Annotated in this window: 5 protein-coding genes, 1 other RNA gene and 2 pseudogenes; 4 read left to right on the top strand and 4 right to left on the bottom strand. The window is 62.0% G+C overall.

The window, feature by feature from the left end; translation table 11 throughout:
- Positions 1 to 144: 144 nt before the first annotated feature.
- The 3 genes and pseudogenes from J5I97_RS06825 to J5I97_RS06815 all read right to left on the bottom strand — a co-directional run bounded on the left by J5I97_RS06825 (position 145) and on the right by J5I97_RS06815 (position 6,610).
- Positions 145 to 774 carry an imm11 family protein gene (locus tag J5I97_RS06825; protein WP_208590435.1) on the bottom strand — a complete coding sequence of 210 codons (630 nt, stop codon included), beginning with the start codon at positions 772 to 774 and terminating at the stop codon, positions 145 to 147.
- A 76-nt stretch (positions 775 to 850) separates the two neighbouring features.
- Positions 851 to 1,465 (bottom strand): annotated as a pseudogene (locus tag J5I97_RS06820) (hypothetical protein); the annotation flags it as partial.
- 135 nt (positions 1,466 to 1,600) lie between these two features.
- Complete coding sequence (locus J5I97_RS06815) at positions 1,601 to 6,610, bottom strand: NAD-glutamate dehydrogenase (protein ID WP_208590433.1); 5,010 nt, start codon at positions 6,608 to 6,610, stop codon at positions 1,601 to 1,603.
- Positions 6,611 to 6,884: 274 nt separating this feature from the next.
- Here J5I97_RS06815 and J5I97_RS06810 point away from each other — a divergent pair, with 274 nt between their 5' ends.
- From J5I97_RS06810 to J5I97_RS06800, 3 genes are read left to right on the top strand one after another with little or no spacing between them, the layout of a single operon-like run.
- Positions 6,885 to 7,544, top strand: a complete 660-nt coding sequence (locus J5I97_RS06810) for a TetR/AcrR family transcriptional regulator (protein ID WP_208590419.1) — start codon at positions 6,885 to 6,887, stop codon at positions 7,542 to 7,544.
- A gap of 14 nt (positions 7,545 to 7,558) precedes the next feature.
- Complete coding sequence (locus J5I97_RS06805) at positions 7,559 to 8,827, top strand: efflux RND transporter periplasmic adaptor subunit (RefSeq protein ID WP_208590417.1); 1,269 nt, start codon at positions 7,559 to 7,561, stop codon at positions 8,825 to 8,827.
- Positions 8,828 to 8,839: 12 nt separating this feature from the next.
- Entirely contained in the window at positions 8,840 to 12,010 is a 3,171-nt protein-coding gene (locus J5I97_RS06800) for a multidrug efflux RND transporter permease subunit (RefSeq protein WP_208590415.1), read from the top strand.
- Positions 12,011 to 12,070: 60 nt separating this feature from the next.
- Here the strand turns inward: J5I97_RS06800 and J5I97_RS06795 are convergent.
- A non-coding RNA gene (locus J5I97_RS06795) (sX9 sRNA) lies at positions 12,071 to 12,146 on the bottom strand.
- 87 nt (positions 12,147 to 12,233) lie between these two features.
- Here J5I97_RS06795 and J5I97_RS06790 point away from each other — a divergent pair.
- Positions 12,234 to 12,464, top strand: a pseudogene (locus J5I97_RS06790) (CorA family divalent cation transporter); the annotation flags it as partial.
- Positions 12,465 to 12,764: the final 300 nt, after the last annotated feature.

Here is a 12,764-nt window from a genome sequence, read left to right as displayed (position 1 = left end):
CTGGTCAATAAAGCCATGTTCGATAAGCTTCTTGAGCAAGGGGCTTCGACGGAAAATGCTCTTTTCAATGATGTGATGACTATGAAAAATGACATTACTGGTCGGCATATGCCTCGGCTCAAGGTTATCTAAAGAGAGAAAAAATCAGCAGCCCGCGGCGTCTATGAGCCGAACGCCGCGCGTTCTTGGTGACTTACCGAATCCATGCTCGATCAAAGTATCGCGCAAGACGCGGTCGCAGAATGCATCTGCTGTATAAGGTGTTCGAAAAACGTGTGCCGACCCGATAATCTCTTTCCTGAACGCCAAGTTAGCGCCGCCAGTGATGCTGTAGTACTTCCCGTTCGGATATCCTGTCAGCACCTTGACCGTTGATGCCGCTTCATCGATCGCATCCAATATCCTGACAACCTCGCACAGGTAATGCGGCGGTGCTTCCGAGCCATCTTCCAGAAGGAATGCACAGCGCACGAACACGAAACCTTCGGGGTCCACAGATTGAAACAGCTGTTTCAGCGGCCCCGACACCAGCCAGTAGTCCTTGAAACCACTATCGAGGTCGTTCGGCATATCGCCTATACGACTGTCATAGCGCAGGCGCGGCGTTTCCTGTAACGCAGCAAGTCCGCCGCTTTCCGGTGGACTGCTCAGATAGGCTGGAAACGGAACGACTTTTTCATTCTCGAACTCCACACCATGCCCACGCCCTCCACCTCGCATGTCAGGTTGAAGAATATAAATCTCGCCCTTTCGCGGCACGTTTTGACTGGTCATTTAAGCTTCCATTGATTCATTTTTTTCACTCTTTTCACTATGCACCAGCGATAGCGTGACGTTCAAGATTTCCAAGCTGCACTGCTGGCGACATCGGCAGTCCATCGGCCGCCCAACCGCTACGGTGATAGGCCAGTTCGTAGCGCGCGGCGATGGCGCCGGGGCTGTTGGCGATGTTGCGGGCGATGACGGCGTGCGCCTGCGCCTCCAGTTCTGCCGCGCGTGGCGGCAATGCGATTTCCTGCACATAAGTGCCGCGTTCGTTGGCACCGGTAACGTCGGTCTTGACCAAGCGATGCCACTGGCCGTCGGCCGCATCGCGCTTCCAGTCGGCCGTGCTCAGGCTAGGGCGGTCGGTCGCATTGGCCCGCTGGCGATAGGGGTCTTCTGGCTTCGGGGCATGCTTTAACGCCAGCGCTGCCGCGGCATTGGTGGCGTGGTAATTGAGTTCGCGCGCCTTGTCGTAACTGGCAATGATCGGCGTGGCGGTGGGGTTATTCACCCCGTCGCGCGTGGTGTCTGCCATACCGTCGCGCGCCAAGGCGCGGCCATCGAACGACCACTGTGTGCCATCGCGATCGGTCTGTTGATAGATCTGGCGGTTGTCGAGCAACTCGGCCGCCTTCTCGCCTGCCTCGCTCATGAAATACGCATCGGCCGTGATCAATACCATCGGCCCGGCACCGGCGCTTCTGGTGAATCGGTGAATGTTGGGACACGATAAAAAAGGCTGCCCACGGGCAGCCTATTGGCTGGAAGCAATTGCAATCGGTAGATGAAGCGCGATGACGGATTCTCAGCCCCGCCCTCGCGCTTCGATCCGCACTTACAACCCGTGCGCAGCCAACTGTCCCAGCCGTTGCACTGCAACTGAAACCGTCGGGTAATCGAGCGTCTTCTGCTCGGCCACGTCGGTGAGCATGGACAGGGTGAAGCGCAGACCGGAATCGTCGCGTGCCAGCCAATTGGCCACTTTGTCCTCGGCGTTGCTGCCGGGCATGGTCAGCACCTGGCCCACCAGCGCACGCTGATGCGCGGCCAGTTCATCGCGCAGCACGCCACGCGCCACCGCGTGCCAGCGGCCGGCGACCTCCAGCGCGTCGATCTGCTCCAACAACCATGGCAGGCGCAGCGCTTCGCCCAGGCGGAAATGCACTTTGGACACCTCCACCAACTTGAGCTTGCGCGTGCGTGCGGTTTCGATGATGTCGAATGCCGGTTCCAGATAGCGCAGTTCGGACAACTGCTGCGCCAAGGCCGGGGTCAAGCCCTTGTCATGCCACTCCTGCACGCTGGCCTCGTACTGCGGGCGCTGCGTGTCGGAGAGTACACCCGAGGCCACGCGGATGTCGTTGAACGGGCCGCGGTAACGCTCCACCGCGGCAGTAATGCCGGGCATCGGGCCGGGGCGGAACAGCAGCCACCGCACGAACGAGCGTTGCAGGCGCCAGATCACTTCCAGCGCATCGATCTGCACCGACTCGGGCACTTTGCCGTCCAGCGCATCGATCTGCGTCCACAGCGCCCGCGCGTCCAACGTTTCGCGGCTGATGGTGTAGGCCTTGGCCACCTCACCGATGCTGCGGCCGGTGTCTTCCTGCATGCGCATCAGGAAGGTGGCGCCCATGCGGTTAATAGTGGTGTTGGTCACCGCAGTGGCGATGATTTCGCGCTTGAGCCGGTGACGCTCCATCGCATCGGCGTACTTTTTCTGCAGCGGCTTGGGGAAATAGCGCTGCAATTCCTTGGACAGATACGGGTCTTCGGGAATATCCGATTCCAGCAACTGCTGAAACGCCACCAGCTTGGAGTACGACAACAACACCGATAGTTCCGGACGCGACAACCCCTGCCCGCGCGCCTTGCGCGCAGACAGTTCTGCATCGGAGGGCAGGAATTCGATCTGACGATCGAGCAGGCCCTGCAGTTCCAGTGTGCGGATGAAGTGCTGCTTGGAGCCCAGGCGCTTGACGCTCATCCGCTCCATCAGACTGATCGCCTGGTTCTGGCGATAGTTGTCCCACAACACCAGATCGGCCACTTCGTCGGTCATTGACGCCAGCAGCGTGTTGCGCGCGTCGTAGGTGAGCTTCTTGGCCTGCACCATATCGTTGAGCAGGATCTTGATGTTCACTTCGTGATCGGAGGTGTCCACTCCAGCGGAGTTATCGATAAAGTCGGTGTTGAGCAGCACGCCGGTCTGCGCAGCTTCGATACGACCAAGCTGGGTCAGGCCCAGATTGCCGCCCTCGCCCACCACCTTGCAGCGCAACTCGCCGCCATTGACGCGCAGACCGTTGTTGGCGCGATCGCCCACGTCGCCATGCGATTCACTGGACGCTTTGACGTAGGTGCCGATGCCGCCATTCCAGAACAGATCTACCGGCGCCTTGAGGATGGCGTTCATCAGCGCGTGGGGCGAGAGCTGCTTGACGTTAGATTCCAGACCCAATGCCTCGCGCACCGGCGCGCTGATGTCGATCGACTTCAAAGTACGCGGGTAGATGCCGCCGCCGACGCTGATCAGCTTGGTCTCGTAATCGGCCCAACTGGAACGCGGCAGCTTGAACAGACGCTCGCGCTCGGCGAACGATGCGGCTGCATCCGGATTCGGGTCGAGGAAGATGTGCCGATGGTCGAACGCGGCCAGCAGGCGGATATGGCGCGACAACAGCATGCCGTTGCCGAATACGTCGCCGGACATGTCGCCGATTCCGGCTACGCTGAAGTCCTGGCTCTGGCAATCGCGCCCTATCGCACGGAAGTGGCGCTTGACCGACTCCCACGCACCGCGCGCCGTAATGCCCATGCCCTTGTGGTCGTAACCGACCGAGCCGCCGGAAGCGAACGCATCGCCCAGCCAGAAGCCGTGATCCAGCGCCAACCCGTTGGCGATATCGGAGAACGTCGCAGTGCCCTTATCGGCCGCGACCACCAGATACGGGTCGTCTTGGTCGTGGCGCACCACCTGCGGCGGGGGCACGATCTTGCCGCCGACGATGTTGTCGGTGATGTCGAGCAGGCTCTGGATAAACAGCTTGTAGCAGGCGATGCCTTCGGCCTGGATCGCATCGCGGTCGCTGCCCACCGGCGAGCGCTTGACGTAGAAACCGCCCTTGGCGCCGACCGGCACGATGACGGTGTTCTTGACCATCTGCGCCTTGACCAGACCCAGCACCTCGGTGCGGAAATCTTCGCGACGGTCCGACCAGCGCAGGCCACCGCGCGCCACCGCGCCAAAGCGCAGATGTACGCCTTCTACACGCGGTCCGTAAACAAAAATTTCGCGGTACGGACGCGGCTTGGGCAGGTCCGGAACGATCGACGAATCCAGCTTGAAGCTGATGCAATGGCGGTATTTGCCGTTCTTGTCGGTCTGGTAATAGCTGGTGCGCAGCGTCGCATCGATCACATCGATGAAACTGCGCAAGATGCGGTCCTGGTCCAGGCTGGAGACGCGATCCATCAACTTCAACAATGCGGCGCGGGTAGCCTCCTGCTGCGCATCGCGATCGCCGCCGCGTGCCTGCAGCACAGGCTGCAGCGCTTTGAGGCTCGCTTCGTCGCCACCTGCCAGCGCAGACAACTCTTCCCGCAGACGCTCCTGCCCAGCAAAGATCTGCGCCTTGGTTTCGTTGCCGGTGGATGGGTCGAAGCGTGCTTCGAACAATTCCACCAACAAGCGTGCCAGCAGCGGATAACGGGTAAATGTGGCTTCGACATACGCTTGCGAAAACGGTACTGCCGTCTGCAGCAGATACTTGCAATAACCGCGCAGCAGCGCGACCTGGCGCCAATGCAGGCCGGCGGCCAGGATCAGACGGTTGAAGCCGTCGTTCTCGGCATCGCCGTTCCAAATACGCTCGAAGGCTTCGCCGAAGCTTGCATCGGCATTGGCCGCATTGATCTTGCCGGACGTCGATTCGACCTCGAAGTCCTGAATATAGACCGGCGTTTCGCCCACCTGCAGCCGATATGGCCGCTCGGAGATCACGCGCAGGCCCATGTTCTCCATCATCGGCAGCGCATCCGACAACGAGATGTCGTCGAGCTGGCGATACAGCTTCAAGCGCAAGCCTTTACCGGCGTCCAGACGCATGCCATCGTCGCGACGGATTTCCTGCAGGCTCAGATGCAGATCGTCCGGGCCATCCAGCGCGGCCAGATGTTCGACGTCGGACACCGCCGATTCGATCGACGAATCTTCGATATAGCCAGCCGGCAACGCACGACCGAAGTTGGCGGCCAGGCGCAGACCGTTGGCCTCGCCATGCCGCGCCACCAGCGCTTCGCGCAAGGCATCGCGCCAGTTGCGCAGCAGATGCGCCAGGCGCGATTCGAGTTCGGTGGTGTCCAATTCCAGCGCCTCGCCGCTCTTTGGGCGCACGATCAGATGCAGCTGCGCCAGCGGCGATTCGCCCAGCACCACGCTGGAGTCGATGTACTCGCCGTGCAGGGCGTCCTTCAACAGGGCTTCGATGCGCAGCCGAACATCGGTGTTGAAACGCTCGCGCGGGATATAGACCAGCGCCGAGATAAAACGGCTGTACTTGTCGCGACGCAGGAACATGCGGCTACGCACACGCTCCTGCAAACCAAGAATGCCGATCGCGGTGCGATACAGCTCTTCTTCGTTGGATTGGAACAGCTCCTCGCGCGGCAGCGTTTCAAGGATGTGGCTTAGCGCCTTGCCGCTATAGCTGTTCGGGGTCAGCCCGGACTTGCTCATCACGTATTCGTGGCGCTGACGCACCAGCGGAATTTCCCACGGACGGCGGTTGTATGCGCTGGAGGTGAACAGACCCAGGAAGCGCTGCTCGCCGACAATGCGGCCCTTGGCATCGAATTCCAGAACGCCGATGTAATCCATGTAGCCAACGCGATGCACGCGCGAACGTGCATTGGTCTTGGTCAGAATCAGCGCGTCCTTGAGCTTGGCCGCGGTGTTCAAGCCATGCGCCGCCAGCGTGGTCACCGGGCGCGCCGGCGAGGTGTCGTGGCCGCGCATCAAGCCCAGGCCGGTTTCCTCTACCGGCGCCAGCATATCCTGGCCGTCCTGCTTCTCCACGCGGTATTGGCGATAGCCGAAAAAGGTGAAGTGGTCGGCCGCCGCCCAGCGCAGGAATTCCTGCGTCTCGTGGCGGCTGATGTCATCCATCGGCAGGCAGCGGGTGGCCAGGTCGTCGGCCAGCATCACCATCTTTTCGCGCATCGACGCCCAGTCGTGCACGATGGCGCGCACCTCTGCCAGCACTTGGCGCACCGCCGCTTCCACCTTGGGCATTTCTTCGGGCGGCTGGCGGTCGATCTCCAGCACCATCAGCGATTCGCTCTTGCCCTCGCCGACTGCGGTCAGCTTGCCCGCCTTGTCGCGCGCGATGCGCAGCACCGGGTGGCCAAGCACGTGCACGCCGATGCCCAGATTCGACAACGTCATGCTCACCGAATCGACCAGGAACGGCATGTCGTCGTTGACGATCTGCAGCAGCGTGTGCGGCGACTCGTAGCCTTGGCTCTTCAAGGTCGGGTTGAACACCCGTACGTTGACCGTGCCGGCCTTGCGCGTACGCGCAAATTCCAACATGTCGGCCACCAGCGCCGCCCACTGCTCCGGCGGATGGTTGGGAAACTCGTCTTCTTCCATACGCCGGTAAAAGTCGGCCGCAAACAGCTGCACTTCGGACTGTCGGGCAGCCGGGTAGCGTTTGCGCAAGGCCGCAAACACCTGCTCCAGGGTGACCGCCTGCGGTTCGGTGGCAAGCACGGGGACTGCACGTTCGGCGACCGGTTTGACCGGCGTCGTGGGCGATTTCGAAGCGGCTTTCTTGGCTGTCATGAGAGAGCTGGGATGCTCGGTGGAAAACCTGAATTGTACCGGTGCGACGATAGCGCAGTGCTGCATAGCGCAAACGCTCAGCCCAACCGGTCTGGACACTGGGCAAAGGCGTTACCGCTATGCGGTTTCTCTACAGGAGGTCGCGTAATGCCACGGATGGATCGCCATCACCGGAAAAGTCTGGCCGGATGCTTGACATATAAGGCGTTGCGCAGACCGAACCGGGATCTTCAAGCCTGTTTAAAAACTAAACTGGACGGTATAGTCTACCGGCATGGCCATTCGTTCCCACCGTGCTACCCGGCGCGCAGACTGCGACCGCCGCATCCATGCGGCGGTGCATGCATTGCTTGCCGAGCGCGGTATGCGGCTGAGCATGGACGCGGTGGCCGAGCGTGCCGGCTGTTCCAAGCAGACGCTCTACAGTTATTACGGGTGTAAAGAAAACCTGCTGCGCGGTGTGCTCCAGGATCACGCGCATCTGGCCACCGTTCCCTTAGCCACCGTCTCGGACGATCTGCGCGGGGATCTGCTGGCATTTGCGCTGGCCCACCTTGACCGTCTCAATCGCCCCGATGTGTTACAGATCTGCCGTCTGGTCGAAGCCGAATCGCACCGGTTCCCCGATCAGTCGCAGCAGATCTTCAACGACGGCGTAGTCGGCATGCAGCAGCGCCTGGCGCAGCGCTTTGAACAGGCGATCGAAGCCGGCCAGCTGCGCAGTGACGATCCGCACTTCATGGCCGAGCTGCTGCTGAGCATGATCGTCGGGCTGGATTTTGATCGCCAACGGTTTCAGGTTCCCCATCGTGCCGGCCTTCCCGCCAGGCAGCGGTGGGCGCAGTTCGCTATCGACACCTTCTTGCGTGCGTTCGCTGCGGCTGCTGCCGCGCCTGCGCTGGCCCCGCTTTCTCGCCTCACCTCAAGACCCTAACGGAGTTCCTCCTGATGATTGCCCCACTCCGCACATTCGGCCTGGCCTGTGCCATCACTGTGGCGCTCGCTGCCTGCAGCAAGCCGGAACAACAGCAGGCTCCGCCGCCGCCGGAAGTGTCGGTGCTGGAAATGAAGCCGCAGACGCTGCCGCTGGAACGCGACCTGGTCGGCCGCCTGTCGGCGTTCCGCTCGGCCGACGTGCGCGCGCGCGTGGACGGCGTACTGCTCAAGCGCTTGTACACCGAAGGCACCGAAGTCAAGCAAGGCCAGCGTCTGTTCGAGATCGACCCGGCGCCGCTGAAGGCCACGCTGCTGCAGGCACAGGGCCAGTTGGCCGCCGCAGAGGCGACCTACGCCAACGCCAAAATCGCCGCGACGCGTGCGCGCAGCCTGGCGCCGCAGCAGTACGTCTCGCGCGCCGACATCGACACCGCCGAAGCGAACGAGCGCTCGTCCAGTGCGAACGTGCAGCAGGCGCGTGGCACGGTCGAGTCCGCCCGTATCCAGCTCGGTTTTGCCAGCGTCACCTCGCCCATCACCGGCCGCGCCGGAATCCAGCGCGTGACCGAAGGCGCTCTGGTCGGCTCCGGTGAAGCCACCTTGCTGACCACGGTGGATCAGATCGACCCGCTGTACGTGAATTTCGCCATGAGCAGCGAAGAGCTGGCCGCGATGCGGCAAGCGCAGACCAGCGGCAACGTGCAGCTCAGTGGCGACGGCAAGTCCACCATCAAGGTGGAACTGGGCAACGGCACGCAGTACCCGCACCCCGGCACGCTGGACGTCTCTGCAGTGACGGTGGACCCGAGCACCGGTGCGGTGTCGCTGCGGGCCACCCTGCCCAATCCCGAACAGGCACTGCTGCCAGGCGCATTCGTGACCTTCAAGGCCAGCCTGGGCCAGCGCAATCATGCCTATCTGGTGCCGCAGCAAGCGGTGCAGCGCGATGCCACTGGCGCCTACGCGCTGGTGCTGGGCAAGGACGGCAAGGTGGTGCGCAAGAATCTCACCGTCGATGGCCAGCAGAAGGGCCACTGGATCGTGACCGGCGGCGTGGCTCCGGGCGACCAGGTCATCGTCGATGGCGTGCAGAAGGCCAAGGAAGGGCAGCCGGCCAAGGGCGTGCCGTGGAATCCGAACCAGCCGGCGCAAGACGGCCAGCCAGGTGAACCGAACGCGGCTCCGGCAGCAGGTCAGGCCGGTAACGCGCAGGCTGCGCAGCAACAGCCCAAGCAGGATGCGGCAGCGCAGCCGGCCGACTCCCAGTCCAAGCAGCAGTGACGGAACCCGGACATGCCTAAATTTTTTATCGAACACCCGATCTTTGCCTGGGTGGTGGCGATCCTGATCTCGCTTGCGGGCGTGATCTCGATCCTGAATCTGGGTATCGAGTCCTACCCGACGATCGCCCCGCCGCAGGTCACCGTCACCGCCAACTTTCCTGGCGCCAGCGCCGATACCGCCGAAAAAGCGGTCACCCAGGTCATCGAGCAGCAGCTCACCGGTATCGACCATCTGCTGTACTTCAACTCGTCGTCGGCTGCCAATGGCCGCGTGACCATTACGCTGACCTTCGAAACCGGCACCGATGCGGATATCGCGCAGGTGCAGGTGCAAAACAAGGTGTCGCTGGCCACGCCGCGTCTGCCGTCGGAAGTCACCCAGCAGGGTGTGGTGGTGGCCAAGGCCAACGCCGGCTTCCTGATGGTGGCCGCGCTGCGCTCGGACAACCCGTCGATCGACCGCGACGCGCTCAACGACATCGTCGGTACGCGCGTGCTCGAGCAGATCTCGCGCGTACCCGGCGTGGGCAGCACCAACCAGTTCGGCGCCGAGTACGCGATGAACATCTGGTTGAACCCAGAGAAGCTGCAGGGCTACAACCTGTCGGCCACACAGGTGCTGACTGCGATACGTAACCAGAACGTGCAGTTCGCCGCCGGTTCGGTCGGTGCCGACCCGACACCCGAAGGCATCAGCTTCACCGCCACGGTCTCGGCGGAAGGGCGCTTCAGCTCGCCGGACCAGTTTGAGAACATCATCCTACGCACCAACGGCAACGGCGCCACGGTGCGGTTGAAGGATGTCGCACGCGTCACCGTCGGGCCGAGCAATTACGGCTTCGATACCCGATACAACGGCAAGCCGACCGGTGCGTTCGGTATCCAGCTGTTGCCCGGCGCCAACGCACTGAACGTGTCCGAGGGGGTCGGCGCCAAGCTTGACGAACTACAGCCGACCTTCCCGCAGGGCGTGACCTGGTTCGCGCCGTACGAATCGACCACTTTCGTGCGCATCTCCATCAAGGAAGTGATTCACACGCTGGTGGAAGCCGTCGTGCTGGTGTTCCTTGTGATGCTGCTGTTCCTGCAGAACTTCCGCGCCACCGTGATCCCCACGCTGGTGATTCCGGTCGCGCTGCTGGGTACGTTCTTCGGCATGTACTTGATCGGCTTCACCATCAACCAGCTGACGCTGTTTGCGATGGTGCTGGCGATCGGCATCGTGGTGGATGACGCGATCGTGGTGATCGAGAACGTCGAACGCATCATGAGCGAGGAGCACCTTGAGCCGAAGGCGGCCACGCAGAAGGCGATGACCCAGATCACCGGCGCGGTGGTGGCCATCACCGTTGTGCTGGCGGCAGTGTTCATTCCTTCCTCGCTGCAACCCGGCGCCTCGGGCGCGATCTACAAGCAGTTCGCGCTGACCATCGCCATGTCGATGGGCTTCTCTGCGTTCCTGGCGTTGAGCTTCACCCCGGCGTTGTGCGGCGCGTTCCTGAAGTCGACCCATTCGACCAAGAAGAACTGGGTCTACCGCACCTTCGACAAGTACTACGACAAGTTGGCGCATCGCTATGTCGGCGTGGTCGGCCACACCCTCAAGCGCTCGCCGCCTTGGATGATCGTGTTCGTGGTGCTGGTGGCACTGTGCGGTTTCCTGTTTACGCGCATGCCGGGCAGTTTTCTGCCGGCAGAAGACCAGGGCTTCGCCGTGGCTATCGTGCAGCTGCCGCCGGGCGCGACCAAGATCCGGACCAACGCAGCATTCGCGCAGATGCGTGCGGTGCTGGAGAAGCAGCCGGCCGTGGAAGGCATGTTGCAGATCGCCGGTTTCAGCTTCCTTGGATCGGGCGAAAACGTCGGCATGGGCTTCATCCGGCTCAAGCCGTGGGAAGAGCGCGACGTCACTGCAGACCAGCTGATCCAGCAACTCAACGGTGCTTTCTACGGCATCAAGAGTGCGCAGATCTTCGCGGTCAACTTGCCCACCGTGCAGGGCCTGGGCCAGTTCGGCGGCTTCGACATGTGGCTGCAGGACCGTTCCGGTGCCGGCCAGGAAGCGTTGACCCAGGCGCGCAACATCGTGCTCGGCAAGGCAGCGGAAAAGCAGGACACCCTGACGGGCGTGCGCCCGAACGGCCTGGAAAACTCGCCGCAGCTGCAGTTGCACGTGGACCGCGTGCAGGCGCAATCGATGGGCCTGGACGTCAGCGACATCTACAGTTCGATCCAGCTGATGTTGGCGCCGGTCTACGTCAACGACTACTTCGCCGAAGGCCGTATCAAGCGCGTCAACATCCGTGCCGACGACCAGTTCCGCACCGGACCCGAATCGCTGCGCAACTTCTTCAGCCCAAGCACCACCGCCACCGGTGCCGATGGTCAGCCGGGGATGATTCCGCTGAGCAATGTGGTCAAGGCCGAATGGACCTACGCTTCGCCGGCACTGAATCGCTACAACGGCTATTCTGCGGTGAACATCGTCGGCAACCCGGCACCGGGCGGCAGCTCCGGCCAAGCGATGACCGCGATGGAAGACATCGTCAATAACGATCTGCCGCCGGGCTTCGGTTTCGACTGGAGCGGCATGTCGTACCAGGAGATCATTGCCGGTAATGCGGCCACGCTGTTGCTGGCGTTGTCGGTGATGGTGGTGTTCCTCTGCCTGGCCGCGCTGTACGAGAGCTGGTCGATACCGGTCGCGGTGCTGATGGTGGTGCCGATCGGTGTACTGGGTGCAATCACTTTCTCGATGCTGCGTGGCCTGCCGAACGATCTGTACTTCAAGATCGGCATGATCACGGTCATTGGTCTGGCGGCGAAGAACGCGATCTTGATCGTGGAGTTCGCGGTAGAGCAGCGGGCGGCTGGCAAGACCCTGCGCGAGGCGACATTAGAAGCGGCGCATCTGCGTTTCCGTCCGATTCTGATGACCTCGTTCGCCTTCATCTTGGGTGTATTGCCGCTGGCCATCTCGACCGGTGCCGGCGCCAACTCGCGTCACTCCATCGGTACCGGCGTGATCGGCGGCATGGTGTTCGCCACGGTGCTCGGCGTGATCTTCATCCCACTGTTCTTCGTGGTGGTGCGCCGCATGCTGGGCGACAAACTGGACGAACAATCCAAGCAATACCTGGCCAACCAGGGCGACGCCGGAAGCCATCGTCCGGATCGCTGAGTCAGGCGTTGTTTGCAAACCGAAAAGCCCGGCAATGCGGTAATGCTGTTCACTTAGAGCGGCTAACAAAACGTAGCGAGCGGTCGTCGGGTGTGTGCGGACGGCGCGCAGGAACCGCAGTGTACGCGTGGTACATGCCGATTCCGAGCACCGGCCGCGCCCGCCTGGCGGTGAGCGTATTAGTTTTGTTAGCCACTCTAAGCCTATCCATTCGAAGTAAGCCTACAAGCGCGACACCTTGGTGCACCCGTAAGAACTCAAGCGCGAACTCAACAAGATGCGCTTGGTAGTCGCGCCGCTGCAGAACGTGCTCTCGCACCTCAAGCGCAACCCCGGGGCGCTGATCCACGACGAAGTCGGCATCTACCTGCGCGACGTGCTCGATCACGTCGTGCGCATCAACGATGCCATCGACACCTTGCGCGAGATGCTGGGCACCGCGCTGAGCGTCAGCTGAGTTCCTGCCTGGTGTTGTATCGCCTGTTCAAGCGCGCACGGTGGCTGTAAGGCCGCTTTGCGGCCGGGATTGGAGATTCGGGATTCGGGATTGGCGATCAGCCTTCAGCGTTGGCCGCCCTACCAATCGGTGAAATGAAGAATGTTTTCCGTCCTTGTGAGATTGGTAGTCTTTCCTAGCTTGCTCTGCTTCCAAAAAGCGGCTCTTTCATCTTGAGCGCCTGCTCCCTCCCACTCTACAACGCGGATTACACTGCGAGCGTGGCGCCCGAGCAGTTCGTTGAGGTGGAGATCGCAG

The organism is Xanthomonas fragariae, from assembly GCF_017603965.1.
Lineage (GTDB): Bacteria > Pseudomonadota > Gammaproteobacteria > Xanthomonadales > Xanthomonadaceae > Xanthomonas > Xanthomonas fragariae_A.
This window is presented reverse-complemented; position numbering and strand designations above follow the sequence as displayed.

Bases quoted from the DNA above. Each gene is read 5' to 3' on its own strand.
- J5I97_RS06825 (WP_208590435.1), bottom strand. From the start codon at position 774: ATGACCAGTCAAAACGTGCCGCGAAAGGGCGAGATTTATATTCTTCAA.
- J5I97_RS06805 (WP_208590417.1), top strand. From the start codon at position 7,559: ATGATTGCCCCACTCCGCACATTCGGCCTGGCCTGTGCCATCACTGTG.
- J5I97_RS06815 (WP_208590433.1), bottom strand. From the start codon at position 6,610: ATGACAGCCAAGAAAGCCGCTTCGAAATCGCCCACGACGCCGGTCAAA.
- J5I97_RS06800 (WP_208590415.1), top strand. From the start codon at position 8,840: ATGCCTAAATTTTTTATCGAACACCCGATCTTTGCCTGGGTGGTGGCG.
- J5I97_RS06810 (WP_208590419.1), top strand. From the start codon at position 6,885: ATGGCCATTCGTTCCCACCGTGCTACCCGGCGCGCAGACTGCGACCGC.